19 protein-coding genes are annotated in these 25,032 nt (G+C 65.5%); 6 read left to right on the forward strand and 13 right to left on the reverse strand.

Annotated elements, in window-relative coordinates; all coding sequences use genetic code 11:
- Positions 1-214: 214 nt before the first annotated feature.
- The 6 genes from PSV38_RS02825 to cphA (PSV38_RS02850) all read right to left on the reverse strand — a co-directional run bounded on the left by PSV38_RS02825 (position 215) and on the right by cphA (PSV38_RS02850) (position 7,197).
- The gene (locus PSV38_RS02825) at positions 215-430 is read right to left on the reverse strand and encodes an oxidoreductase-like domain-containing protein (protein WP_300544631.1); all 216 of its coding nucleotides are present in this window, start codon (positions 428-430) and stop codon (positions 215-217) included.
- A gap of 28 nt (positions 431-458) precedes the next feature.
- Positions 459-1,622, reverse strand: coding sequence for a class I SAM-dependent methyltransferase (locus PSV38_RS02830; RefSeq protein ID WP_300544633.1), 1,164 nt, complete (start codon positions 1,620-1,622; stop codon positions 459-461).
- 24 nt (positions 1,623-1,646) lie between these two features.
- The gene (locus tag PSV38_RS02835) at positions 1,647-1,946 is read right to left on the reverse strand and encodes a flagellar basal body rod protein (RefSeq protein WP_300544635.1); all 300 of its coding nucleotides are present in this window, start codon (positions 1,944-1,946) and stop codon (positions 1,647-1,649) included.
- A 94-nt stretch (positions 1,947-2,040) separates the two neighbouring features.
- On the reverse strand, positions 2,041-2,382 hold the full coding sequence (locus PSV38_RS02840) for a hypothetical protein (protein WP_300544637.1): 342 nt from the start codon (positions 2,380-2,382) through the stop codon (positions 2,041-2,043).
- 2 nt (positions 2,383-2,384) lie between these two features.
- The gene (gene cphA, locus PSV38_RS02845) at positions 2,385-4,961 is read right to left on the reverse strand and encodes a cyanophycin synthetase (protein ID WP_300544639.1); all 2,577 of its coding nucleotides are present in this window, start codon (positions 4,959-4,961) and stop codon (positions 2,385-2,387) included.
- A 28-nt stretch (positions 4,962-4,989) separates the two neighbouring features.
- A complete protein-coding gene (gene cphA / locus PSV38_RS02850) occupies positions 4,990-7,197 on the reverse strand; it encodes a cyanophycin synthetase (protein WP_300544640.1) in 2,208 nt (735 codons plus the stop codon).
- Between the two features lie 138 nt (positions 7,198-7,335).
- Between cphA (PSV38_RS02850) and PSV38_RS02855 the strand changes: the two genes are divergently transcribed.
- From PSV38_RS02855 to PSV38_RS02870, 4 genes are all read left to right on the forward strand, one after another.
- Complete coding sequence (locus PSV38_RS02855) at positions 7,336-9,603, forward strand: ABC transporter ATP-binding protein (RefSeq protein WP_300544641.1); 2,268 nt, start codon at positions 7,336-7,338, stop codon at positions 9,601-9,603.
- Complete coding sequence (locus tag PSV38_RS02860; protein ID WP_300544643.1) at positions 9,600-10,082, forward strand: DUF1854 domain-containing protein; 483 nt, start codon at positions 9,600-9,602, stop codon at positions 10,080-10,082. Before PSV38_RS02855 ends, PSV38_RS02860 begins: the two co-directional genes overlap by 4 nt.
- A gap of 91 nt (positions 10,083-10,173) precedes the next feature.
- On the forward strand, positions 10,174-11,325 hold the full coding sequence (locus PSV38_RS02865) for a poly(3-hydroxybutyrate) depolymerase (RefSeq protein WP_300544644.1): 1,152 nt from the start codon (positions 10,174-10,176) through the stop codon (positions 11,323-11,325).
- Positions 11,326-11,513: 188 nt separating this feature from the next.
- Positions 11,514-12,671, forward strand: a complete 1,158-nt coding sequence (locus PSV38_RS02870) for a GGDEF domain-containing protein (RefSeq protein ID WP_300544645.1) — start codon at positions 11,514-11,516, stop codon at positions 12,669-12,671.
- A gap of 18 nt (positions 12,672-12,689) precedes the next feature.
- Here the strand turns inward: PSV38_RS02870 and PSV38_RS02875 are convergent, their stop codons facing one another.
- From PSV38_RS02875 to PSV38_RS02905, 7 genes are read right to left on the reverse strand one after another with little or no spacing between them, the layout of a single operon-like run.
- Positions 12,690-13,895, reverse strand: a complete 1,206-nt coding sequence (locus tag PSV38_RS02875) for an acetyl-CoA C-acyltransferase (protein WP_300544646.1) — start codon at positions 13,893-13,895, stop codon at positions 12,690-12,692.
- Positions 13,896-13,899: 4 nt separating this feature from the next.
- Positions 13,900-15,081 carry an isovaleryl-CoA dehydrogenase gene (locus PSV38_RS02880; protein WP_300544647.1) on the reverse strand — a complete coding sequence of 394 codons (1,182 nt, stop codon included), beginning with the start codon at positions 15,079-15,081 and terminating at the stop codon, positions 13,900-13,902.
- A gap of 33 nt (positions 15,082-15,114) precedes the next feature.
- A complete protein-coding gene (locus PSV38_RS02885) occupies positions 15,115-16,032 on the reverse strand; it encodes a hydroxymethylglutaryl-CoA lyase (RefSeq protein ID WP_300544648.1) in 918 nt (305 codons plus the stop codon).
- Positions 16,033-16,047: 15 nt separating this feature from the next.
- On the reverse strand, positions 16,048-18,045 hold the full coding sequence (locus PSV38_RS02890; protein WP_300544745.1) for an acetyl/propionyl/methylcrotonyl-CoA carboxylase subunit alpha: 1,998 nt from the start codon (positions 18,043-18,045) through the stop codon (positions 16,048-16,050).
- A gap of 2 nt (positions 18,046-18,047) precedes the next feature.
- A complete protein-coding gene (locus tag PSV38_RS02895; RefSeq protein WP_300544650.1) occupies positions 18,048-18,842 on the reverse strand; it encodes an enoyl-CoA hydratase/isomerase family protein in 795 nt (264 codons plus the stop codon).
- Positions 18,843-18,858: 16 nt separating this feature from the next.
- Positions 18,859-20,463: a carboxyl transferase domain-containing protein gene (locus PSV38_RS02900; protein WP_300544651.1), complete on the reverse strand. Its 1,605-nt coding sequence runs from the start codon at positions 20,461-20,463 to the stop codon at positions 18,859-18,861.
- Between the two features lie 3 nt (positions 20,464-20,466).
- Positions 20,467-21,183, reverse strand: a complete 717-nt coding sequence (locus PSV38_RS02905) for a TetR/AcrR family transcriptional regulator (RefSeq protein ID WP_300544653.1) — start codon at positions 21,181-21,183, stop codon at positions 20,467-20,469.
- On the opposite strand from PSV38_RS02905, the gene PSV38_RS02910 reads away from it, so the two are divergent.
- Both PSV38_RS02910 and PSV38_RS02915 read left to right on the forward strand, forming a co-directional pair.
- Positions 21,182-21,481 (forward strand): hypothetical protein, encoded by a 300-nt coding sequence (locus PSV38_RS02910; RefSeq protein ID WP_300544654.1) that lies wholly within the window; start codon positions 21,182-21,184, stop codon positions 21,479-21,481. The two genes, PSV38_RS02905 and PSV38_RS02910, sit on opposite strands and share 2 nt — an antisense overlap.
- Complete coding sequence (locus tag PSV38_RS02915) at positions 21,478-25,032, forward strand: indolepyruvate ferredoxin oxidoreductase family protein (RefSeq protein WP_300544656.1); 3,555 nt, start codon at positions 21,478-21,480, stop codon at positions 25,030-25,032. The genes PSV38_RS02910 and PSV38_RS02915 overlap by 4 nt, the downstream gene beginning before the upstream one ends.

The following is a 25,032-nucleotide window of genomic DNA, read 5'->3' on the forward strand; positions in this document are numbered from 1 at the left end:
CGTGCGCAGCACGCATCAACATCTGACCGGCCGTGGTTGTTTGAACGAAGCGGATGAAATCCGCGCAGTGAGTTCCACGGCCCCACCTCGGCGCGAGCATCGCAAGGCAGTCCCGCGCAGCGGGACCACCAAGCTGAAGCCCTGACGGAGACTGGCCCAGCCCGCGCCCCGCGCTGCCAAGACAAACCGCTCAAACCTGAGCGCACCAAGGCACTCAGCAGGCGTCGTCGAGGATGAGCAGCGCCTCATCGCGCCAATAGGCAGCGGCCGCAAAATAGCCCTCCCATACGCAGCCATTGCAGCCACGCCCACAGCAGGTGGTGGGCTCAGGCGGTGGTTGCCGCAACTCAACACCACGCGCCTGCGCCTGGGCTTGCAGGGCGGCAAACATGCGCTGGGCCGAAGCCAGGTCGGTGAGCGGAAAGTCCATGAACGGCAACGGCAACGGCAACGTCAACTCAGGCGCGAACCCCGAGGCGCCACAGCGAGGTCAGCTCCGCCTGGCGGGCCACGTGCAAAGGGTCGTTGTCGTCGGTGGCCTTGGGATGGTGGGGCTTCACGTCAAGGCGGGCGATGATGGTGAGTCCGGCGCCATCAATGGCCGCCTGCAACTCGGCCCGCGAACGCAAGCCCAGGTGCTCGGCCAAGTCGGACATGATCAGCCAGCCTTCGCCGCCGGGTTCCAGGTGAGCGGCCAGGCCGTTCAGGAAGCCCTTCAGCATGCGGCTGTCAGGGTCGTAGACGGCGTGCTCGATGGGGGAGCTGGGTCTGGCTGGCACCCAGGGTGGGTTGCAGACGATCAAGGGCGCGCGGTCTTCGGGGAACATGTCTGCCTGCACGATGTCCACTTTGGCGGACAGGCCCAGTCGGTCGATGTTCTCGCGTGCGCAGGCCAGTGCTCGCGGGTCCTGGTCGGTGCCGACCACACGGCTCACGCCACGCCGGGCCAGCACAGCAGCGATCACGCCAGTGCCCGTGCCGATGTCGAAGGCCAGCGCTTTGTTGGCGGGCAGCGGGGCCTTGGCCAGCAGGTCGATGTACTCGCCCCGCACGGGCGAAAACACGCCGTAGTGCGGATGGATGCGGGCTTTGAGGAAAGGGATCTCGACCCCTTTCTTGCGCCACTCGTGCGCACCAATCAGGCCCAGCAGTTCGCGCAGGGACACCACGCTCGCTTCGCTGCCCAGGCCATAAGCTTCCACGCAGGCTTGCTGCGCATCGGGCGCGCGGCGCAGTGGGATGGTGTGGTCAGCGTTCAATGGGATCAGCACCGAGGCCAGAACGCGCGCGCGCTGCGCCTGGGCCTGGCGATGCAGGTTGAAGGCCTCGGCCGGTGTCGCTGAATTTTTGCGGGTCTTGCGATCGTTGCGCCGCGCCAGGGCTTGCACCAGGTGGCGGGCGTTCTGATAGTCGCCACGCCACAGCAGGCCGGTGCCTTCGCAGGCCAGCCGGTAGGCGGTGTCGGCGCTCATGCGGTCATCGGCCAGCACGACGCGCTTGGGCGGCGGGGCAGCGCTTTCAGAACGCCAACGGGCGGATTGATTTTGCTCGGCCTCGATCCAATGGACGCAAGGGAAGGGCGCTTCTTCGAGCGCGGAGGGGGAGGGTGTGTTGAGACTCATTGGGGCTTTCCCAATGAGTGTAAGTCAGGCTTGCAGGTTGAGCAGCGTGCCCATCATGTCCTGCTGGGTGCGCACGGTGTGCAGGTTGGCCTGGAAGGAATAGGTGGACGAGATCTGCTGCACGATGTCGGCGGCCAGGTCGTGCCCGATGGTCTGGGTTTGTTCGATGGTGGTGGCCACGCCCCCGTTGGGCAACTCGCGTTGGCTGACGACCTCGCGTTTGAAATTCGACGTCTGGCTGTTGGCGACGTTATGGGCCGAGCTGTCCAGGTGCTGGAGGGCTGCGGTCATGCCGGATCGGCCGATCGATGAGACTGCGTTCATGGTGAACCTCAAGATCAATGACACAAGCTGTCAATGAAATGTAGGTCTTATCCGCAGACTGCGCTGACCGATAAGTGGCCAGGGCGGGAATTGTTCATGGTGGGGGCGCTTTGGGTGGCGCTTTGCACTGCACGGCCATCTGCGCCTTGTTATTGGTGGGGGTGTTGAGGTTGCCGGTGATGCGGTCCCACAGGCGCACGGGGTAGAGCTGGTCGTTGGCCATGCGCTGGTAGTGGTGCGACTGGCGCCGCACGTCGTAGCCGTGGGGGCACAGGCGTTGGGCCTCGGTTTCCAGCTGCGCGATGCTGGTGCCTGCCAGCTCGTAGGCGGCTTCACCGCCGCCCATGGCCACAGGGGTCACCTGCACGGTGGCGCACCCCATCAGGGCGGCCAGGGGCAGGGCGGTGGTCAGAGTTCTCAGGCGCAGGTGGTTCATCTTCAGGCAGGCGTGGATTCGGCGACGCGTTTGGCCAAGTGTGCCAGCGCGTCTTCCACTTGATCCACCAATATCAGGCACAGATCCCCCGGAGACAAGCGGTGCAGGGCGGTGTCGATGGCCACGAACTCGCCGCGGATCTCGTCGATGTTGCGGGTGCGCTTGGCGTCTTTCAGGCCATCGCGCAGCAGGGCCAATACCTCGCCGTCTACGCGGCCGCGCTGGCAGGCGTCCTGGAACAGCAGCACGTCGTCAAACGCATCGCCCAGGATGGCGGTCTGTTCGCGGATGTCGTCGTCGCGGCGGTCGCCCGCACCGCTGATCACCACCGAGCGGCGTTTGGCCGGGATGCCCTCCACGGCGGCCACCAGGGCGCGCATGGCGTCGGGGTTGTGGCCATAGTCGGCGATGACGGTGGCGCCCTTGTAGTCCATCACATTGAAGCGACCAGGGGCGTTGTCGGCGTCGTTCACGAAACTGGCCAGGCCGCTGCGCACGGCATCCCAGTCCAGGCCCACGCCCCAGGCAGCGGCCACGGCGGCCAGCACGTTCTCAACCTGGAAGCCGATGGTGCCGTTGCGGGTGATGGGGATGTCGCGCAGCGCGATGCGTTCGCGCCAGGCGCCTTGTGCGGCCACGATCGCGTCGCCATCGACGAACACGGTGCGCTTGTTCTGCGCACGGTGGGTGGCCATCACGGGGTGGTGGTGGTTCTGCGCGAAGAAGATGATTTCGCTCACGCACTTGCTGGCCATGGCCGACACATTGGGGTCGGCGGCGTTCAGCACGGCATAGCCCTTGGGCGACACGTTCTGCACGATCACCCGTTTGAGCACGGCCAGGTCTTCGACCGTGGTGATGTAGTTCAGGCCCAGGTGGTCGCCCGAGCCGATGTTGGTGACCACGGCCACCTGGCAGCGGTCAAAGCCCAGGCCTTCGCGCAGCACGCCGCCACGCGCGGTCTCGAACACGGCGGCATCCACGTCGGGGTGCATCAGCACATTGCGGGCGCTCTTGGGGCCGCTGCAATCGCCGCTGTCGATCTGGCGGCCTTCGACGTAGACGCCATCAGTGTTGGTCATGCCCACGCGCAGGCCGGTGGCGGCCAGCAGATGTGCGATCAGGCGCGCGGTGGTGGTTTTGCCATTGGTGCCCGTGACGGCCACGACCGGGATGCGGCCATCGTCGCCCGGGCCGAAGAGGTTGGCCACCATGGCCTCGCCCACCTGGCGGCCCTTGCCGTAAGACGGCGTCAGGTGCATGCGCAAGCCTGGCGCGGCATTCACTTCAACGATGCCGCCGTGCTGGTCTTCCAGGGGCTTGAGCACGGTCTCGCAAACCACGTCCACGCCACAAATGTGCAGCCCCACCATCTGCGCGGCGGCCACGGCGCGCGCCGCGACTTCGGGGTGCACGTCGTCGGTTACATCGGTGGCGGTGCCGCCGGTGCTGAGGTTGGCGTTGTTGCGCAGGATGACGCGGCGGCCCTTGTCGGGCACCGAGTCGGGTTTGAGGCCCTGCACATCCAGCCGCGCCACGGCGATGTCGTCAAAACGGATCTTGGTGAGCGAGGTGGCGTGGCCTTCGCCGCGCTTGGGGTCCTGGTTGACGATGTCGACCAACTGGCGCACGGTGTGCTGGCCATCGCCGATCACTTGTGGTGGGTCGCGACGGGCGGCGGCCACCAGGCGGTCGCCGACGACCAGCAGGCGGAAGTCGTCGCCGGGCAGGTATTTCTCAACCATGACTTCGCCATGCTCGGACGCGGCTTTGTAAGCGATGCCCAGGTGCTCGCGGCTGACGATGTTGACTGTCACGCCCTTGCCCTGATTGCCATCTTGCGGCTTGACGACCACGGGCAGGCCGATTTCGAGGGCCACGGCCCAGGCTTCATCCAGCGATTGCACCGGGCGGCCCATGGGCACGGGCACCCCGGCCGCGTGCAGCAGTTTTTTGCTCAGGTCCTTGTCCTGCGCGATGGATTCGGCCACGGCGCTGGTCGAGTCGACCTCGGCGGCCTGGATGCGGCGCTGGCGTGAGCCCCAGCCAAACTGCACCAAGCTGCCTTGCGTCAGGCGGCGCCAGGGGATGCCGCGCGCTGCAGCGGCCTCGACGATGGCGCCCGTGCTGGGGCCCATGCGCTCGCTCTCATCCAACTCGCGCAATTGCGTGATGGCGGCGGCCACGTCGAAGTCGCTGCCGTTCAGGGCGGCATTGACCAGGGCCTGCGCCAGCTCGAAGGCCAGGCGGCCGACGGCTTCTTCCGAGTACTCGACCACGGCCTGGTACACCCCGGGCTCCACCGTGATGGCCGTGCAACTGAACGTGACGGGGCAGCCGGCCTGCGCTTGCAGCGCCAGCGCGGCGGTTTCCAGCACATGCGCCAGCGAGACCTTGGTGTTGGCGCCCCGGTGCTGCAGCGCGCCGATGGTCGGGAACAGGGCACGCACGCGCGCCTCGAAGCCCGGCAGGTTGACGATTGAGCGTTCGGCCTCGGTGCAGGCCACGATGGCCTCCATGGCGGTGTGTCGGCTCCAGAGGTTGGGGCCCCTCAGTGCCCGGATGCGGGAAACGTCCATCAGCGTGTCTTTCTTCTTGTGCTTTGCGTCAGCGGGCGTAGGTGAAACCGAGCGCGGGCCGGGCCGGCGAGAGGTCGGCGTCGAAGGTTTCGATGCCCGCGGTGATCAGGTCGGGCTTGATGTCCAGCGCCCAGGCAACGGCCACGGCGGCCAGCAGGGTGTCGGACGACACGGGCGTGCCGCGTCCTTGGCGCAAGGTCAGGCTGCTCAGCTCGCTGAGGGTGTTTTCAAACGCCCCATTGGCCAGCACCACGATGCCGTGGCGCATGAAGACGGCGCGGCCGCCTTCCGCGCGGTGCGCCACGATGGTGGCCAGCTGAGGGTCTTCGCCGTACAGCAGGGCTTGGCCGTCGCACAGAGAGGCCATGGCCGCGATGCGCTCGTCGTTCGCGTTCAGCACGGCCACGCCTTCGGGCAAGACCACGTCCACCTGCGTGCGCATGACCTTGACCAGTTGGTCGGACTCGGTGATGTCGAACTCGGCGAGCTCGGCGGCGCCCTCCAGGTCGGTGACCACGCCCACCTGGCAGCGGTCGTAGGGCAGGCCGTCGCGCAAGATGGCACGGGCGCTGCTTTCAAACACGGCAGCTTCGACCGAGCGGTTCATCAGCAGGCGGTGGCCGGCTTCCCAGTGGGCGGCATCCTGGCGCTCCACGTGGCGGCGGTCCAGGAACAGGCCATCCCCGCAGGCCAGGCCCACGTACTTGCCGCTCAGGTGGATCAACCAGGTGATCAGGCGCGACAGGGTGCTGGTGCCTAGCGAGCCGGTCACGCCCACGATGGCGATGCGGCCGTCGTCGTCTTGCGGGAACAGATGGTCGACGATGGCGCGTCCCACTGGACGGGGCGAACCTTCGGCCGGTTTCAGGTGCATCAGCAGGCCAGGGCCCGCGTTGACTTCAACGATGGCGCCGCCTTGCGATTTCAAAGGGCGGGAGATGTCTTGCGCGACCACGTCCACCCCGGCGATGTCCAGGCCCACGACCCGCGCGGCCAGCGTGACGGCGTGTTCCACCTCCGGGTGGACCTCGTCGGTGCAGTCCAGGGCGACGTTGCCATTGCGCTGGATCAGCACCTGGCGGCCGGGATCGGGGATGGCGTCGATGCTGAGGTTCTGGCGCTGCAGGTCCAGCAGCACGGCCTCGTCTTCCAGCGGCTTGATGATGTTGAGCGGGAAGTCCTCGTTCAGACCACGGCGCGGGTCGGTGTTCAGCTGGGTGTCAATCAACTGCATGACGGTGGCGTGGCCGTCGCCCGTCACCCAGGCGGCTTCGCCCCGGGCGGCGGCGACCACTTTGCCGCCCACCACCAACAGGCGGTGCTCGTGGCCACGGATGAATTTCTCGACCAAAACCTCGCTGCCATGCCGGTCGGCCACTTCAAAGGCGGCCTCGACCTCGGCCTGGGTGTTCAGGTCCAGGGCCACGCCTCGGCCATGGTTGCCGTCGCTGGGCTTGACCACGACGGGCAGGCCGATGTCTTGCGCGGCCTCCCAGGCGGCGGATGGGCTGTCGACCACCTCGCCCTCGGGCACGGGCACGCCGCAGGCCTTGAGCAGGCCCTTGGTCAGGTCCTTGTCGCTGGCGATGCCTTCGGCGATGGCGCTGGTCAGGTCGGTTTCGGCCGTCCAGATGCGGCGCTGGCGGGCGCCATAGCCCAACTGGACCAGGTTGCCGTCGTTCAGTCGGATGTGGGGAATGCGCCGGTCGGTGGCGGCGGAGACGATGCACGCGGTGCTGGGGCCGAGGTAGCAGTCGTCCACCTGGTCGCGCACCTTGGCCACCGCGGCGGCCACGTCAAAAGGCTGCGCGTTGATGGCCGCCATCAGCAGGCAGTGCCCTTCGGCCAGGGCGGCGCGGGCCACATGCTCGTCACGCGCGCGGAACACCATGCGGTAGACGCCGGTGGTCGAGGTGCTGCGGGTCTGCCCGAAACCGGTGGGCATGCCCGCCAGGTTCAGCAGCTCGATCACCACGTGTTCCAGCACGTGACCGGCCCAGGTGCCTTCCTTCAGGCGCTCCAGGAAGCCGCCGCGCTCGCCTACGCCGCAGTGGTGCTCAATCAGGGCGGGCAATTGGGCCACCAGCCGGTCGTTGAAGCCGGGCAGCAGGTTGGAGGGGTAATCTTCCAGCAAACCCAAGTCCAGCCAGACTTCCAGCACGGGGCGGTAGGTCCAGACATTGGGGCCGCGCAAATAATTGATGCGCAGCAGTTTGATGTCGTCCATTCTTGTCATGTTCTTGTGCATTCTGGCGGCCGTTCAGGCGGCGCGCGACTCGGGATTGTGCTTGAGGACACCGGGGCTGCTCACAGTCACCCTGGCCGAAAGTGGCACCGATTCGGCGAGAATCCGCGATTGCGCTACGAAATCAAAATGCAACATCATCATCCTGTTGACGCTCGCGGGGCCCTGGCCAAACACGCTCAGGCAGGCCTGCAGGCCCAGCTTGCAAAAGAAGAGAACGTTTTAGCCACCCTGATGGTTGACCTGGACCCGCGCTTGCGGTTCTCTCAGGGCATTTTGGTGCTCACGGACCGGCGTGTTCTCTCCCAAGACGCCCCAGACGGCGCCTGGCGGTCCTGGCCCCTGGCCGAAGGCTTGGTCTTGAGGCAGGTTGACCACGCCGGGGTCGGCACCCTGGAATTGCACGGTGTGCACCAGCGGATCGCTCACTGGCACTTCACCATGGCCCTGGGCCCAGCTGCCCAAGGTTTTCAGACATTTTTCGACCGCCAGCAGGCACTGCTGAAAGCCGGGGTCCCGCCTGACCTGGACGATGACGGCCTGCCCCTGTGCCCCGCTTGCCACGCGCCCTTGCCGCCCGACAGCGAGGACTGCCCCGCTTGCGATCGCCATGCCGATGAGCCGCCCTCGACCTGGGTGCTGCTGCGGCTGTGGCGCTTTGCCCGGCCCTACCAGGGAAAACTGGCCCTGGGTTTCGGCCTGACCCTGGCCTCCACCGCCGCCACCTTGGTGCCGCCTTACCTCAGCATCCCACTGATGGACAAGGTGTTGATCCCCTTCCAGAGCGGCCAGACCATCGACACCTGGTACGTGGCTTCTTTGCTGGGCGGCTTGCTGATCTCGGCCCTGCTGGCCTGGAGCCTGGGCTGGGCGCGCACCTACGTGCTGGCGCTGGTGTCCGAGCGCATCAGCGCCGACTTGCGCACCTCTACCTTCGAGCACCTGCTGAACCTGTCGCTGGAGTATTTCGGCACCAAACGAACGGGCGACCTGATGTCGCGCATCGGCTCCGAGACCGATCGCATCAGCGTCTTCCTGTCCCTGCACGCGCTCGATTTCGCCACCGACGTGCTGATGATCACCATGACGGCGATCATCCTGTTCTCGATCAACCCCTGGCTGGCGCTGGTCACCTTGCTGCCGCTGCCCTTCATCGCCTGGCTGATCCACCTGGTGCGCGACCGCCTGCGCACCGGTTTCGAGAAGATCGACCGCGTCTGGGGCGAGGTCACCAATGTGCTGGCCGACACCATTCCCGGCATCCGGGTGGTCAAGGCCTTTGCGCAAGAGCAGCGCGAAGCCAAGCGTTTCAAGGACGCCAACTGGCACAACCTGGAGATCAACGACAAGCTCAACAAGACCTGGTCGCTGTTCTCGCCCACGGTGTCGCTGATGACCGAGATCGGGTTGCTGGTGGTGTGGGCCTTTGGCATCTGGTTGGTCTCGCACCAGCAGATCACGGTGGGCGTGCTCACCGCCTTCATCGCCTACATCGGGCGCTTCTATGGTCGGCTGGATTCGATGAGCCGCATCGTCTCGGTCACGCAGAAGGCGGCGGCGGGCGCCAAGCGCATCTTCGACATCCTGGACCACGTCTCGAACGTGCCCGAGCCCACGCACCCGGTGGCCTTGCCAACGGTACAGGGCCGCTTGCAGATGGAGGGCATTGGCTTTCGCTACGGCAGCCGCGCCGTGATCCGCGACCTGAGCTTGGACATCCAGCCTGGCGAGATGATCGGCCTGGTAGGCCACAGCGGTTCGGGCAAGAGCACATTGGTGAATCTCATCTGCCGCTTCTATGACGTGAGCGAAGGTGCCATCCGCATTGATGGCACCGACATCCGCCGCGTGGGCGTGGCCGATTTTCGGCGCCACATCGGGCTGGTGCTGCAAGAGCCTTTCCTGTTCTTTGGCACCATCGCCGAGAACATCGCCTATGGCAAGCCCGAGGCCACGCGCGCCGAGATCGTGGCGGCAGCCCGGGCCGCGCACGCGCACGAGTTCATCCTGCGCTTACCGCAAGGCTACGATTCGCTGGTGGGCGAGCGCGGTCAAGGCCTGTCGGGTGGGGAGCGCCAGCGCATCTCGATCGCGCGGGCACTGCTGATCGACCCGCGCATCCTGATCCTGGACGAGGCCACATCCTCCGTGGACACTGAGACGGAAAAAGAGATTCAGAAAGCCTTGGACAACCTGGTGCAAGGCCGCACCACCATCGCCATTGCCCACCGCCTGTCCACGCTGCGCAAGGCCGATCGCCTGGTGGTGATGGACCGGGGGCGAGTGGTCGAGGTGGGGCCGCACGACGAGCTGATGGCAAAGCAGGGCGCCTATTGGCGTCTGTACGATGCCCAGGCCCGCAAGGAACAACAGGCCGAGATGGAGGGGCTGGCATGAGCAGCAGCGACGCAATGATGACGTTCACACTGGTCCGCGACGCTTTCGGCCGCTTGGTCTTGACCGACGCGCAGGGTGTGCACCACGAGGGCGTCACCCCCGTGCGGGCCTTCCCGATCGCCGCGCCCGATGAGGGCGTGTCGCTGGTCGACACGCACGGACACGAACTGGCCTGGATCACGCGCCTGAGCGCGCTGCCCGAGGCTCCGCGCCAACTGCTGCAAGACGAGCTGGCCGTGCGCGAGTTCACCCCGGTGATCGAACGCCTGGAGGCGGTGTCCACCTTCGGCACGCCCAGCACCTGGGCCGTGGTCACCGACCGAGGCCCGGCCATTTTTGTGCTCAAGAGCGAGGACGACATCCGCCGACTGGCGGGCGGCGCTTTGCTGATCACCAGCAGCCACGGCGTGCAATTCTCGGTGCGCGACCGGCTGGCATTGGACGCGCCTTCGCGGCGTTTGCTGGAGCGTTTCCTCTGAACGGCCTATTTACACCTGGAGTGGGTCGGCTGTAAGCTGGGGGAAATGCTGCGTTGCAGCAAAAAATGCATCCAACACCGGGAGGTCGCCCATGATTGCGCCATTCGTGTCCATGTGGGCCACTTTGCTCATCGCTTTGTCATTGACTGCATCGGCCCAGGCCCAGGTCTTGTCGAGGCTGTCGGCGCTGGGTCTGCAGCGCGACGCCGTCACGGTGTCGGGCCTGTCGTCCGGGGCCTACATGGCTGGGCAGTTCCAGGTGGCTTACTCAGCCTCTTTGTCAGGCGCGGCGGTGTTGGCGGGCGGCCCCTACGGTTGCTCGCGTGGCAGCGTGTCGGCCGCCATGTTCAACTGCTCGTGCCCGGCCGATCAGAACTTCTTGCTGAGTGCCATGACGGCCATGGGCGGCGGCTGCCAGGTGTTCAACCCCGACGTGTACCTGGTGTTCAGCGAGCGGGCAGTGAAGGGCAATGCCAGTGCCCATGCGATTGATGACACCTTCCATGTGAAGGGGCACCGCATCTGGCTGTTCTCAGGTGGCCAGGACCACGTGGTGGACGCCCAACTGGTGAAGGCGGCCGAGAAGTTTTACCAACGCCTGGGTGTGCCTTCAGCGCAGGTGCACCTCGAGGCCAATAGCGAGGCGGGGCACGGCTTTCCCAGCCCCTTGGCCACCCAAGCCTGCAGCCTGACGCACACACCGTTCCTGACGCAATGCCATGTCGATGCGGCGGGCGAGTTGCTGAAGTGGCTTTATCCCAATCCGCCCCTGATGCAAGCTGGCGCGGCCGATGAGGGGTCTTTGAAGCAGTTCAAGCAGACTCCCTACGATGACCGGAACGTGTTCAGCAGCCTGGACAGCACCGGGTGGGCCTATGTGCCCAAGGCCTGCGAACAGCCGGGTGCCCAGTGCCGATTGCACGTGGCTTTTCACGGGTGTGAGCAAGGCCAGAGTTTTGTGCAGGATGGCCAGAAGTTCGGTCTGCAGTTCGTGAAAAAGGCGGGCTACAACCGCTGGGCAGAGGCGGGGCGCATTGTGGTTCTCTACCCGCAGGTCAAGCCCAGCACCCAGGGCAACTTCTTCAACCCCTATCAGTTCAACCCCAAAGGGTGTTGGGATTTCTGGGGCTACACCGAAAAGTTCGCGGCCTTGAACCCGGGCGCGCCGAACTTCGCCAAACAGTCGGCGCCGCAGATGAAGGCGGTGAAGGCGATGGTGGATGATTTGTTGAGGGGGCTGTGAGAGAGAGATTGTCACGCGCAAACCCCTCTTGTCATGAGGAATCCTTTTCAACCGATATGCAAAGAACCACATTCACCTGCATGTGAGCGGATGCGACAAGGCGACCCGGGCTGTCGGCACCATCAATGGCCGTTTGATTGATGCATGGAAAAAGCAGTTGCCCCAATGACACTCGCAGAAACAGGCGCATGAGCGTGCAGTCCCATGCCATCGCTCAGCCGTTGGTCCCCCAAGAGCCTTGGCTGGGGAGTAAGTTCGCGACCTTCTTTTTGACCTCGGTGCCTGAACAGCGAACCCGCATCGTGCGGTCGCTCTGGTCTGCGCTGGTGGTGGTCATGTGCGTGGGCTTGATCGCCTACGCGGTCCACACCGACGTGATGGTGTCCAAGGCGGGGTGGGCCTTGTCCTGCGTCATGATCGCCTCGAACATGGCGTTCTACGTGGCGCTGCGCAGTGGCTTCAACCTGCGATTTGCCGATCCGGCGCTGACCTTGCCACAGGTTTTGGCGGCCTTGACCTGGATTGCGGGGTGCTATGGCCTGACCGGTGAAACGCATGGCGGGCTCCTCATGTTCGTGGCCCTGGTGCTGGTGTTTGGTGCCTTCAATTTGACGCCTCGGCGTGCCCGCATCACCAGCCTGTATGCGCTCTTGGTCATGGGGCTGGTGATGGCCATCAAGAGCCTGAATGATCCCCTGCGTTATCAGCCGCGCGTCGAGTGGGCGTATTTCATCTTCCTGTTGACGATGGTGCCGACCGTGGCGGTCCTGGCTGCGCACCTGCAAAAGATGCGCCAACACCTGCGGGGGCAAACGGCGGATCTGGTCTCGGCGCTGGCGCGCATTCAGGACATGGCCGCGCGCGATCCGCTGACGGGTTTGATCAATCGCCGAAAGATGCTCGATGTGCTGGCACAGCATGCGGCCTTGAGCGAGCGTGAGATGCTGGCCTTTTCGCTGGCCTACATTGATCTGGACCACTTCAAACAGGTGAATGACAGCTGGGGCCACCGGGTGGGTGACGAGGTGTTGCGGGGTTTCGCTGACGAGGCCCAGCGCTTGCTGCGCGACACCGATGTGATGGCGCGCTGGGGTGGCGAAGAGTTTTTGGTGTTGTTGCCCGACCTGCCGCCTGGCAGCCCGCTCATGGCCGTCGAGCGCATGCGCGTGGCCATGGCCGGGATGGGGCTCAGCGCGAGCGCGCCAGCGTTGCGCATGACGTTTTCGGCGGGCATCGCGGTTCATCGCGTGGGCGAGACGATGGACGAAACGATTGAGCGCGCAGACAAGGCGCTTTACCAGGCCAAGGCATCAGGGCGCAATCAGATCGTGGTGGCGAGCGCCTGAGCAGGCCGTGCCGCATTGCTAAGCCATCAATTCGATCGCCACGGCAGTGGCTTCACCACCGCCAATGCACAGCGCGGCCACCCCGCGCTGTCCACCGCTTTGCCGCAAGGCGTGCAGCAGTGTCACGATGATGCGCGCCCCCGTGGCGCCGATAGGGTGCCCCAGGGCGCAGGCGCCACCGCGCACATTCACCCGGGCGTCTGTCAGGCCCAGTTCGCGCATGGCGATCATGGGCACGAGCGCGAAAGCCTCGTTGATCTCGAACAGGTCAACCTGTTCGACCGCCCAGTCGGCGCGTGACATCAACTTGGTGATGGCGCCCACGGGCGCGCTGGCAAAGTCGCCGGGCTCGGCCGCGTGCGTGCTGTGGGCCACGAGCCGTGCCAGAGGCGTCCAGCCGCGCGCGCGCGCCGTGCTTTCTCGGCACAGCACCAAGGCCGCCGCGCCATCCGAGATCGAGGCCGAGCTGGCCGGGGTCACGGTGCCGCCTTCATCACCACTGCGGAAAGCGGGCTTGAGCCGGGTGATCTTGTCCGGCAGGCACTGGCCCGGCGTTTCATCGGTGTCCATGGTGCGGCCGGGTGCGCCTTTGGCCCCAGGCACCTGGACCGGGCAGATCTCGGGGGCGAACAAACCTTGCGCCACAGCCGCCTGCGCGCGCTGCACCGACCTCAGCGCGTAGGCGTCCTGGCTGCTGCGGTCGAAGCCCAGGCGCTGCGCCATGCGGTCCGCGTGCGCGCCCATCAACTGGCCGTCATAGGCATCTTGCAGTCCGTCGAAGAACATGTGGTCGATCATCTGGCCATGGCCCAGGCGTTGACCCGCGCGGGCCGAGGGCAGCAGGTAAGGCGCGTTGCTCATGGACTCCATGCCGCCCGCCACGATCACCTCGGCCACGCCCGCGCGCAACTGGTCGTGCGCCAGCATCACGGTCTTCATGCCGGAGCCGCACATCTTGGTGAGCGTGGTGGCGGGCACGCTGACGGGAAGCCCCGCCGCGATCAAGGCTTGCCGGGCCGGGGCTTGGCCGATGCCTGCCATCAGGCAGCAGCCCATCAGCACCTCGTCCACGGCCGTTCCCGACAGGTCGGCGTCGGCCAGCGCCGCCGCGATGGCTGCGCCACCCAACGCCGGTGAGCTCAGCGCTGACAAGGCACCTTGAAAGCCGCCGATCGGTGTGCGCCGAGCCGCCAGGATCACGATGGGGTCGTTCATGGGGCTCATCTCCTCAAGCGGTCTCGGCAAACAGCTCGCGCCCGATCAGCATGCGCCTGATCTCGGACGTGCCCGCGCCGATCTCGTACAGCTTGGCATCACGCCACAACCTGCCCAATGGGTAGTCGTTGATGTAGCCATTGCCGCCAAAAATCTGGATGCCTTCGCCCGCCATCCAGGTGGCCTTCTCGGCGCACCACAAGATCAGTGAGGCGCAGTCCTTGCGCACCTGGCGCGCATGGTCTGGTCCCAAGGCATCGAGGTTCTTGGCCACGGTGTAGGCGAAGCTGCGGCCTGCCTGCAAGGTGGTGTACAGGTCAGCCACCTTGCCCTGGATCAACTGGAACTCGCCAATGGCCTGCCCAAACTGATGGCGCTCGTGGATGTAGGGCACCACGTTGTCCATCACCGCCTGCATGATGCCCAAAGGCCCGCCCGACAACACGGCGCGCTCGTAGTCCAGCCCACTCATCAGCACCTTCACGCCGCCGTTGACCTGGCCCAGCACGTTCTCGACCGGCACGCGCACGTTGTCGAACACCAACTCGCCCGTGTTCGAGCCGCGCATGCCCAGCTTGTCCAGCTTCTGCGCGATGCTGAAGCCAGCCATGCCCTTCTCAATGATGAAGGCGGTGATGCCTTGCGCCTTGCGCTCGGGCTCGGTTTTGGCATAGACCACCAGGGTGTCGGCATCGGGCCCGTTGGTGATCCACATTTTGGTGCCGTTGAGCACGTAGTGATCGCCTTTCAGTTCGGCGCGCAGCTTCATGCTGACCACGTCGGAGCCTGCGCCGGGCTCGCTCATCGCCAAGGCGCCGATGTGCTCGCCCGTGATCAGCTTGGGCAGGTAGTGGCGCTTTTGCAGGTCGGTGCCGGTGCGGTGGATTTGGTTGACGCACAGGTTGGAGTGCGCGCCGTAGCTCAGGGCTACCGAGGCCGAGGCGCGGCTGATCTCTTCCATGGTCACCATGTGGGCCAGGTAGCTCATGTTGGCGCCGCCATATTCTTCAGAGGCGGTGATGCCCAGCACGCCCAGGTCGCCCATCTTGCGCCACAGGTCCATGGGGAACTGGTCGTCGCGGTCGATGCTGGCGGCGCGTGGGGCAATCTCGGTTTGTGCGAAATGGCGCACCGCGTCGCGCAGGGCGTTGATGTCGTCGCCAAGCTGGTGGTCGAGTCCGGGCAATTGGTGCATGGGGTGTCTCCTCGGTGGGATGGTGGGGCTTGCTCAGGCCGCGGTCTGTGCCGCGCGTTTGGCCAGCAAGGCGTTGCTCACGCGCGAGACCGGCTTGCGGCCCAACACGTTCGAGATGAAGGCGCCTGCATCGACCAGGCGGTCCAGGTCCAGGCCGGTGTCGATGCCCAGGCCGTGCAGCAGGTAGACCACGTCTTCGGTGGCCACGTTGCCGGTGGCGCCCTTGGCATAAGGGCAGCCGCCCAGCCCCGCAATGCTGCTGTCAAAGGTGTGGATGCCCAATTGCAGGCAGGCGTGGATGTTGGTCAGGGCCTGGCCATAGGTGTCGTGGAAGTGGCCACTCAACTCGGCGATGGGCACGCGCTTGAGGGCGAGTGTCATCACCTCGCTGACACGGCCCGCCGTGCCCACGCCGATGGTGTCGGCGATGCCGATGTGGTCGGCGCCGATGTCCAGCAGGCGTTGCACCACCTCGTCCACTTGCTCAAGGCTCACTTCGCCTTGGTAAGGGCAACCCAGCGCGCACGACACGGCCGAGCGCACCTTCATGCCATGCGCATGCGCGGCCTCGACCACGGGCCTGAAGCGCTCGATGGACTCGGCGATGGAGCAGTTGATGTTGCGCTGGCTGAAGGCCTCGCTGGCGGCGGCAAAGATCACGACCTCGTCGGCCTTGGCCGCCAGGGCGCCTTCAAAGCCTTTCAGGTTGGGCGTGAGCACCGAATAGCGCACACCGGGCTGGCGCTGAATGCCCGCCATGACCTGGGCGTTGTCGCCCATCTGCGGCACCCACTTGGGACTGACAAAGCTGGTGACCTCGATCTGGCGCAGACCGGCTTGCTGCAGGCGGTGCACGAGTTCGACCTTGTGGGCCGCGCTGACGGTTTGCGCTTCGTTTTGCAGGCCATCGCGTGGACCGACTTCAACGAGGGTGACGTGTTGGGGGAGCATCGCTGGTTTCTCTTCTCAAGGTGCGTCGGTCAGGCGCAGCAGCTCGGCACCTTCGGGCACCTGGTCGCCCGCCGCGCACAGCAGTTCGGAGACCACGCCATCACGCGGCGCGGTCATGGTGTGCTCCATTTTCATGGCTTCGGTGACAGCCAGTGCGTCGCCGGTCTTGACGGCATCCCCCACCTTCACCAACAGGGCGACGACGCGGCCCGGCATGAGGGCGGTGAGCCGTCCGACCGCGTGCGCGGTGCTGGCCTGGGCCAAGGGGTCAATGAGGCTGAGCACGGCATGGCCGCTCGGGGCGAAGACTTCAAAGTGGTCTCGGTCGCGGTAAACCGCCATGGTCAGGCGCTGTCCGGCCAGGGTGAGGTCGAAGCGGTCGTGGCCCAGCGCCTGGGCTGAGAAAAATGCCGACTGTTCGCCGCATTGAAGCAGGTGGGTTCGACCAGGCTGGCAGGTCAGCGAGGCATTGACCGGTGAGCCCTCCAGCGTCAAGGCGAGTGGTCGGCGTGAGGCGCCGTGCAAACGCCAGCCATCGCGCTGGGACCAGGGGTCAAGGGTGGCGCTTGGGGCTTCATCGGCCAACAAGCGGGCCGCGACACCGGCCACGACCAGCAGCGGATCCAACGGTGTCGGCGAGAACAGCGAAGCGTGCTCGCGTTCGATCAGGGCCGTGTCCAGCTCGGCTTGCTGGAAGGAGGGCGTGCGGATGATGCGCCGCACAAAGGCCACGTTGGTGTGCAAGCCGGTGATGTGCAAATCGCCCAGGGCCGCGTCCAGGCGGTCCAGGGCCTGCGCGCGCGTTGGCCCCCACACGATGAGCTTGGAGATCATCGAGTCATAGTGGGGCGAGATCTCATCGCCTTCGCGCACACCGCTGTCCACGCGCACCGGGCTGACGCTGAAGTGGCTGGAGGCGGGGGGGCGGTAGGTTTTCAGGGTGCCGGTGGCGGGCAAGAACTGCTGCAGCGGGTTTTCGGCGCAGATGCGGGCTTCGATCGCGTGTCCCTGGATGGCCAGCTGGCTCTGCGTGAGCGGCAATGCCTCGCCCGATGCCACGCGCAGTTGCCATTCCACCAGGTCCAGGCCCGTGATGGCCTCCGTCACGGGGTGCTCAACCTGCAAGCGCGTGTTCATCTCCATGAAGTAGAAGTTTTTGACCTCCATGCCATCTTGCTCGACGATGAACTCGACTGTGCCTGCACCCACATAGCCCACGCTGCGCGCGGCGGCGATGGCGGCGGCGCCCATCTCGGCGCGGCGCTCGGCCGTCATGCCGGGGGCAGGGGCTTCTTCCAACACTTTCTGGTGACGGCGCTGCACCGAGCAATCGCGCTCGAACAGGTGAACGTAGTGGCCATGGCTGTCGCCAAATACCTGGATCTCGATGTGGCGGGGCCGCGTGACGTAGCGCTCGACCAGCACACGGTCGTCGCCAAAGCTGGCGATGGCTTCGCGTTGGCAAGAGGCGAGGGCGGCCGCGAAGTCTTCGCTCCGCTGCACGGTGCGCATGCCTTTGCCGCCACCGCCTGCGCTAGCCTTGATCAGCACGGGGTAAGCGATGAGGTCGGCTTCGGCCTGCAGAAACGCGCTCTCCTGACAGTCGCCGTGGTAGCCGGGCACCAGGGGCACACCGGCTTTTTCCATCAAGGCCTTGGCAGCGGATTTGCTGCCCATGGCCGCGATGCTGGACGCTGGGGGGCCAATGAACACCAGGCCAGCATCAACGCAAGCCTGCGCGAAGGCCGCGTTCTCGCTGAGGAAGCCATAGCCAGGATGGATCGCTTGTGCGCCGGTGGCATGTGCGGCGGCCAGGACGCGATCGCCCCGGAGGTAGCTTTCGCGCGGTGAGGCTGGACCGATGCACACCGCTTCATCGCACGCATGGACATGCGCCGCGTTGGCATCGGCATCCGAGTAGACGGCCACGGTGCGAACGCCCAGGCGCCGCGCGGTGGCGGCGATGCGGCAGGCGATTTCGCCGCGGTTGGCAATCAGGATCTTTTTGAACATCATCAGTTGGCCTTGCCTTGCCAGGGGGGCGTGGTTTTGTGCAGGAAGGCGTTCACCCCGGCCTTGCCTTCGTCGCTCGCGCGGATGTCGGCGATGGTGCGCGCGGTTTGGTCGCGCAAACCGGCGGTGAGCGGCATTCCGGCGGTGTCCCGGATCAGCCGCTTGCTGGCCCGCACCGCGTGCGGGCCGTTGGCCACGATGGCGTGCACCAAGCCATCGACCACGGCGTCGAGCGAATCCACCGCGCACACTTCCTGAACCAGGCCCAGGGCCTGAGCACGCTGCGCGTTCATGCGTTCCGCCGTCACGAAGTAACGGTGTGCCGAGCGCTCGCCGATGGCTCGGATCACGTAAGGTGCGATGGTGGCCGGGATCAGGCCCAGCTTGACTTCGGACAGGCAAAATCCTGCGCTGTCCACCGCGACGGCCATGTCGCAGGCCGCGACCAGGCCCACGCCGCCGCCATAGCAGTCACCCTGCACGCGCGCGATCACTGGCACCGGGCAGTTGGCGATGGCCCAGAGCATGCCGGCCAGGTGCGCGGCATCGGCGTGGTTCTCGGCCCAAGAGTAATCGGCCATGGCGCGCATCCAGTTCAGGTCGCCGCCCGCGCTGAAGGCCTTGCCATGCGCCCCCAGCACCACAGCGCGAACGGTCTGGTCCTGGCCAATCGATTGAAAGGCGTGCGTCAGCTCCTGGATGGTGGCCTCGTTGAAGGCGTTGCGGACGTCCGGCCGGTTGAGCCAGACCTGGGCCACATGGCCGTGGCGTTGGATGTCAAGGGTGGGCAGGTTCATGGTGTGCTCCTTGGGCTCACATGCGGAACACGCCAAAGCGCGTGTCGCCAATCGGCGCGTTCAGGCTGGCACTCAGGCCCAGGGACAGCACGCGCCGTGTGTCCGCCGGGCGGATCACGCCATCGTCCCACAGGCGGGCCGAGGCGTAATAGGGGTGACCTTGTTGTTCGTATTGCTCGCGGATGGGGGCCTTGAAAGCGGCTTCTTCCTCGGCGCTCCACTGCCCGCCCTTGCCCTCGATGCCGTCGCGCTTGACGGTGGCGAGCACGCTGGCGGCCTGCTCGCCACCCATCACGCTGATGCGCGCGTTGGGCCACATCCACAGAAAGCGCGGATTGAAGGCGCGCCCGCACATGCCGTAGTTGCCCGCGCCGAATGAGCCGCCAATGATCACGGTGAACTTCGGCACGCTGGCGCAGGCCACGGCCGTCACCATCTTGGCGCCGGCGCGGGCAATGCCCTCGTTCTCGTACTTGCGCCCGACCATGAAACCGGTGATGTTCTGCAGAAACACCAAAGGGATCTTGCGTTGGCAGCACAGTTCGATGAAGTGCGCGCCCTTGTTGGCGCTCTCTGAAAACAAGATGCCGTTGTTGGCCACGATGCCCACGGGCATGCCCTCGATGTGGGCAAATCCGGTGACCAGGGTGCTGCCGTAGCGGGGCTTGAACTCGTCGAACTCGGAATCGTCCACGATGCGGGCGATGACCTCGCGCACATCGAAGGGTTTGCGCGTGTCGCTGGGGATGATGCCCTGGAGTTCGTCGGCCGCAAAGCGTGGCGGGCGCGGTTCGATGAGCGCCATCAGTGGCGCCTTTCGCCAGTTGATCTGTGCCACGCTGCGCCGCGCCAGCGCCAGCGCGTGGGCATCATCATTGGCCAACTGGTCGGCCACGCCCGACAAGCGCGTGTGTACATCGCCACCGCCCAGGTCTTCCACGCTCACGACTTCGCCGGTGGCGGCCTTCACCAAGGGCGGGCCGCCCAGGAAGATCGTGCCCTGGTTCTTGACGATGATGGCCTCGTCGCTCATGGCGGGCACGTAGGCGCCGCCTGCGGTGCACGAACCCATCACCACCGCGATTTGCGGGATGCCTTGGGCGCTCATGTTGGCTTGGTTGTAGAAGATGCGGCCGAAGTGGTCGCGGTCGGGAAACACCTCGTCCTGGTTGGGCAGGTTGGCCCCGCCCGAATCGACCAGGTAGATGCAGGGCAGGCGGTTCTGCTGCGCGATCTCTTGCGCGCGCAGGTGCTTCTTGACCGAAATCGGGTAGTAGGTGCCACCCTTGACGGTGGCGTCGTTGCACACGATCACGCACTCCACGCCAGAGACGCGGCCGATGCCCGCGATCACCCCGGCACAGGGCGCGTCGTTGTCGTGCATGTTGAGCCCGGCCAGCGGTGCGATCTCCAGAAACGGTGTGCCCGGGTCCAGCAGCAGGTCAACCCGGTCGCGGGGCAGCAGTTTGCCGCGGGCCACGTGCTTGGCGCGTGGGCCATCGCCTCCGCCCAGCGCAATGCGGGCCAGTTGCGCGTCCAGGTCGTCGATCAGTGTTTGCATGGCCTGGGCATTGGCCTTGAATTCGTCCGAACGCGGGCTGATGAGGGATTCAAAAGGCATGGTTCATTTCCCCGCGCGCTTCTTGGGCGCGCGTTGGCTGTCGAGTTGCTTCAGGGCCGCGCCCACCTCGTCGCGAAAGCGGGCCAGGGCATCGAGCGAGGCATCTCGGGGCATCAGCGCACTCCAGATCAAACCTGTCAGCTGTTCGGCCGTGTCGTCAATCGGGGGGCGCTTGTGCGCGGTGATGGAGTCCCAGAGCACGTGCTCCATCGAGCCATAAACCAGGTCGCGCATCAAGCGCAATGGCATGTCTTGGCGGACCTCGCCATCGGTCATGGCCTGGGCCAGGCAATCCATCAGGGGCGCGGTGTAGCGGCGCTTGCAATCGGTGATCACCTCGGCCAACTCGGGCGCGCTGGTGCGGCCTTCGCCCAGCACAAGTGCGCACATGCCTGAGCCATCGGCGAGCAAGGTGAACAAGTGCTGCTTGACCACGTGGCTGAGCTTGGCGTGAACGCCGGACAGGCGCGGCACCTCGCGTTCCAGCTCGGTGCTGATCTCGTCGTACCAGTCCTTGATGACCTGGATGCACAGCTCGCGCTTGCCGGGAAAGTAGGTGAAGACGGTGGCTTCGGACACGCCAGCGGCCTCCGCAATCTGGGCGGTGGTGGCGCGGTGAAAACCCTGTTCGGAAAAAACCCGGCGCGCGGCTGCCAGCAACTCCGCGACTCGGAGCTGGGACTTCACACGACGGGGGGCAAGGCGTTGCAGTGCTGACATGATCAAATCATTGAGTGCGACTCAATTATTGACCAATCTGAAGGCGTTGTGGCCAACATTTGAAGACAAAAATGCCCTTGTCGGCTTGAGCGAAAGTCAAATGTGGCGAAATGCGCCACGCCTTGAAATGAAGCCGGGTAATCCCGAGTGGTGGCGGTGCCGTGGCGTCCTCAGATTGGTTTCAAGGCCCAAGAATGGGGCCGGTGGTGCGGACTATTCGGCACATCAAGAGGTGACGGCCCGCGCCAAGATCTCTACACTGGTTCTGCAGCATGTGGCTGCTTGGAGTTCGTCATGAACGCTCCGCTACCCGATTCGGTCCTCAAGGCCCTGGCGTCCCTCACGCTGGATGACAAGTACGCCATCGAACACGGGACCGCTTTCATGAGCGGCGTGCAGGCCCTGGTGCGTCTGCCGATGCTGCAGCGCACCAGAGATGTGGCGGCAGGCCTGAACACGGCGGGCTTTATCAGTGGTTACCGGGGTTCGCCTCTGGGGGGTTATGACCAGGCCTTGTGGAACGCCAAGGCCCACCTCAAAGCCCACCACGTGGTTTTCCAGCCTGGGGTGAACGAAGAGCTCGGCGCCACGGCCGTTTGGGGCACTCAGCAGCTCGATCTGTACCCGGAACACCGAAAGTTCGATGGCGTTTTTGGCCTCTGGTATGGCAAGGGGCCGGGGGTGGACCGCTGCTCCGATGTGTTCAAGCACGCCAACATGGCCGGCACGGCCCGGCACGGTGGTGTCATCGCCGTGGCGGGTGACGACCACGTGGCCAAAAGCTCATCGGTGGCCCACCAAAGCGACCACATTTTCAAGGCCTGCGGCCTGCCCGTGTTTTTTCCGAGCAGCGCTCAAGAAATCCTGGACCTGGGCTTGCACGCCTACGCAATGAGCCGCTTCTCGGGCCTGTGGGCGGGCATGAAAGTCATCCAGGAAGTGGTCGAATCGTCGAGCAGCGTGTCGATCGAGCCGGACCGCGTGCAGATCCTCCTGCCCGAAGACTTCACGATGCCACCCGGCGGCCTGCACATCCGCTGGCCCGACTCGCCTCTGGAGCAAGAAGCCCGGCTGATGGACTACAAGTGGTATGCCGCGCTGGCCTATGTGCGCGCCAACCGCCTGAACCGCACGGTGATCGACTCAAAGCACGCGCGCCTGGGCCTGATCGCCAGCGGCAAGGCCTACAACGACATGCGCCAAGCCCTGCATGACCTGGGCCTGGACGAGGTGACTTGTGCGCAGCTCGGCATCCGCGTCCACAAGGTGGCCGTGGTCTGGCCCCTGGAAGCCAGCGCCACGCGCGAGTTCGCCACGGGCTTGCAAGAGATCCTGGTGATCGAAGAAAAGCGCCAGGTCATCGAGTACCAGCTCAAGGAAGAGCTTTACAACTGGCGCGAGGATGTGCGCCCGAATGTGCTGGGCAAGTTCAATGAACCCCACGGCGACCAAAGCGGCGGCGAGTGGTCCATGTCCAACCCGGCCTCCAACTGGTTGCTGCGAGCCAAAGCCGACCTGAACCCATCGCTCATCGCCAAGGCGATTGCCCAGCGCCTGGACAAGCTGGGCATGTTGGACACCATGGGCCGCGACCTGCGTGACCGCATCGCGCAACGATTGGCCTTGATCGAAGCCAAGGAGCAAGCCCCCCTCGTCGTGCCCCAGGCCAATGCCGACCGCGCGCCCTGGTTCTGCAGCGGTTGCCCCCACAACACTTCGACCAAGGTGCCCGAAGGCTCGCGTGCCATGGCGGGCATCGGCTGCCACTACATGGTGGTGTGGATGGACCGCAGCACCACCACCTTCACACAGATGGGTGGCGAGGGCGTCACCTGGGTGGGCCAGGCGCCCTTCACCGACGAGAAGCATGTGTTCGCCAACCTGGGCGATGGCACCTACTTCCACTCGGGCCTGCTGGCCGTGCGTCAGAGCATCGCGGCCAAGGTCAACATCACCTACAAAATCCTGTTCAACGATGCGGTGGCCATGACCGGGGGGCAGCCGGTGGACGGCACCTTGCGCGTGCCGGAGATGAGCCGCGAGCTGGAAGCCGAGGGCGTGTCGCGCATTGCCATCGTCACCGACGAGCCTGAGAAGTACCTGGCCGTGTCCAACCTGGCGCCCGACACCACCGTGCACCACCGCGACGACCTGGACGCGGTGCAGCGCTTGATGCGCGAGGTGCCCGGCTGCAGCGTCATCATTTACGACCAGACCTGCGCCACCGAGAAGCGCCGCCGCCGCAAGCGAGGCACCATGCCGGCCGTGACCGAGCGCGTGGTCATCAACGAGCTGGTGTGCGAAGGCTGTGGCGATTGCTCCACCCAATCCAACTGCCTGAGCGTGGAGCCGGTGGACACTGAGTTCGGCCGCAAGCGGCACATCAACCAGAGCACCTGCAACCACGACATGTCCTGCGTCAAGGGCTTTTGCCCCAGCTTCGTCACGGTGACGGGTGGCCAGCTCAAGTCACCTCGCAAGAGCACTCAGCGCGTCGATCCCTTCACCTTGCCTGCCTTGCCCGAACCCAAGATCCCCTTGGCCCACGAGGCCTACGGCATCATCGTCGCGGGCATCGGCGGCACGGGGGTGATCACCATCGGGCAACTGCTGGGCGTGGCCGCGCACATCGAAGGCAAGGGCATCGTCACGCAGGACTCGGCGGGCCTGGCGCAAAAGGGCGGCGCCACCTGGAGCCACATCCAGATCGCCGACAGCATGGACGCCATCCACACCACGCGCGTGCCCACGGCGGCCGCCGACCTGGTGATCGGTTGCGACCCCCTCGTCACGGCCAACGCCAGCACCCTGGCCACCATGAACAACCAGCGCACGCGCGTGGCGCTCAACACGCATGGCACACCCACGGCGGCTTTTGTGCGTGACACCAACTGGCAGTTTCCGGCCGGCCATTGCGACGATGTCATTGGCCAGGCTGCCTTGCCGGGCCAGGTGGCCAGGCTGGATGCCAACCAGTTGGCCACCCAATTGCTGGGCGACACCATCTACGCCAACCCCTTGATGCTGGGTTACGCCTGGCAAAAAGGTTGGGTGCCATTGAGCCGCGACGCGCTGCTGCGCGCCATTGAGCTGAACGCCGTGCAGGTGGAGAACAACCAGGCCGCCTTCGAATGGGGTTGCCGAGCCGCCCACGATCTGGCGGCGGTGCAGTCGCTGGCCTTGCCCGCCCAACCGGTGCAAATCGTGCGCAAGACGGCCACCAACCTGGATGCCCTGATCCAGTCCCGCGTTGAGTTTCTGACGCACTACCAAAGCGCCGCTTACGCCGATGAGTACCTGGCCTTTGTCAACCAGGTGCGCGCCGCCGACCAGAAGCTGGGCTCGACCAAGCTGACCGATGCCGTTGCGCGGCAGCTCTTCAAGCTCATGGCTTACAAAGATGAGTACGAAGTCGCACGCCTGCTGACCGATCGTCGCTTTCACGACAAACTGGCCCAGGAGTTCGAGGGAAACTACAAGCTCTCTTACCACCTGGCGCCGCCGTTCATGGGCAAAACAGATTCCCAGGGCGTGGCCACCAAACAGCGCTTTGGTCCCTGGATGGGCCTGGCTTTCAAGGCCTTGGCGCCCCTCAAGGTCTTGCGTGGCACCGTCTTCGATCCCTTCGGCCGAACCCGCGAACGCCTGGCAGAACGCGGTTGGATTGCCCGGTATCGCCAAGGCATCGGGGCCCTGTTGGCGCACCTGAGCACGGACAATGCCGAGGCCGCGCTGGCCCTGGCCCGCGTTCCCGAAGACATCAAAGGCTATGGCCACATCAAGCAGTCGAACATGGACAGGGCGCAAACCCGGTGGGCCCAGTTGACGCAGGCAGGGGGAGAGGCCTGA

The sequence above is a fragment of the Aquabacterium sp. genome (assembly GCF_029946005.1).
Classification (GTDB): Bacteria; Pseudomonadota; Gammaproteobacteria; order Burkholderiales; family Burkholderiaceae_C; genus Aquabacterium.

Bases quoted from the DNA above. Each gene is read 5' to 3' on its own strand.
- PSV38_RS02905 (WP_300544653.1), bottom strand. From the start codon at position 21,183: ATGTCAGCACTGCAACGCCTTGCCCCCCGTCGTGTGAAGTCCCAGCTC.
- PSV38_RS02855 (WP_300544641.1), top strand. From the start codon at position 7,336: ATGCAACATCATCATCCTGTTGACGCTCGCGGGGCCCTGGCCAAACAC.
- PSV38_RS02835 (WP_300544635.1), bottom strand. From the start codon at position 1,946: ATGAACGCAGTCTCATCGATCGGCCGATCCGGCATGACCGCAGCCCTC.
- PSV38_RS02895 (WP_300544650.1), bottom strand. From the start codon at position 18,842: ATGAACCTGCCCACCCTTGACATCCAACGCCACGGCCATGTGGCCCAG.
- PSV38_RS02880 (WP_300544647.1), bottom strand. From the start codon at position 15,081: ATGCACCAATTGCCCGGACTCGACCACCAGCTTGGCGACGACATCAAC.
- PSV38_RS02875 (WP_300544646.1), bottom strand. From the start codon at position 13,895: ATGAGCCCCATGAACGACCCCATCGTGATCCTGGCGGCTCGGCGCACA.
- PSV38_RS02890 (WP_300544745.1), bottom strand. From the start codon at position 18,045: ATGTTCAAAAAGATCCTGATTGCCAACCGCGGCGAAATCGCCTGCCGC.
- PSV38_RS02915 (WP_300544656.1), top strand. From the start codon at position 21,478: ATGAACGCTCCGCTACCCGATTCGGTCCTCAAGGCCCTGGCGTCCCTC.
- PSV38_RS02870 (WP_300544645.1), top strand. From the start codon at position 11,514: ATGAGCGTGCAGTCCCATGCCATCGCTCAGCCGTTGGTCCCCCAAGAG.
- PSV38_RS02830 (WP_300544633.1), bottom strand. From the start codon at position 1,622: ATGAGTCTCAACACACCCTCCCCCTCCGCGCTCGAAGAAGCGCCCTTC.
- PSV38_RS02840 (WP_300544637.1), bottom strand. From the start codon at position 2,382: ATGAACCACCTGCGCCTGAGAACTCTGACCACCGCCCTGCCCCTGGCC.
- PSV38_RS02910 (WP_300544654.1), top strand. From the start codon at position 21,182: ATGATCAAATCATTGAGTGCGACTCAATTATTGACCAATCTGAAGGCG.
- cphA (WP_300544640.1), bottom strand. From the start codon at position 7,197: ATGACAAGAATGGACGACATCAAACTGCTGCGCATCAATTATTTGCGC.
- PSV38_RS02885 (WP_300544648.1), bottom strand. From the start codon at position 16,032: ATGCTCCCCCAACACGTCACCCTCGTTGAAGTCGGTCCACGCGATGGC.
- PSV38_RS02860 (WP_300544643.1), top strand. From the start codon at position 9,600: ATGAGCAGCAGCGACGCAATGATGACGTTCACACTGGTCCGCGACGCT.
- PSV38_RS02865 (WP_300544644.1), top strand. From the start codon at position 10,174: ATGATTGCGCCATTCGTGTCCATGTGGGCCACTTTGCTCATCGCTTTG.
- PSV38_RS02825 (WP_300544631.1), bottom strand. From the start codon at position 430: ATGGACTTTCCGCTCACCGACCTGGCTTCGGCCCAGCGCATGTTTGCC.
- PSV38_RS02900 (WP_300544651.1), bottom strand. From the start codon at position 20,463: ATGCCTTTTGAATCCCTCATCAGCCCGCGTTCGGACGAATTCAAGGCC.
- cphA (WP_300544639.1), bottom strand. From the start codon at position 4,961: ATGGACGTTTCCCGCATCCGGGCACTGAGGGGCCCCAACCTCTGGAGC.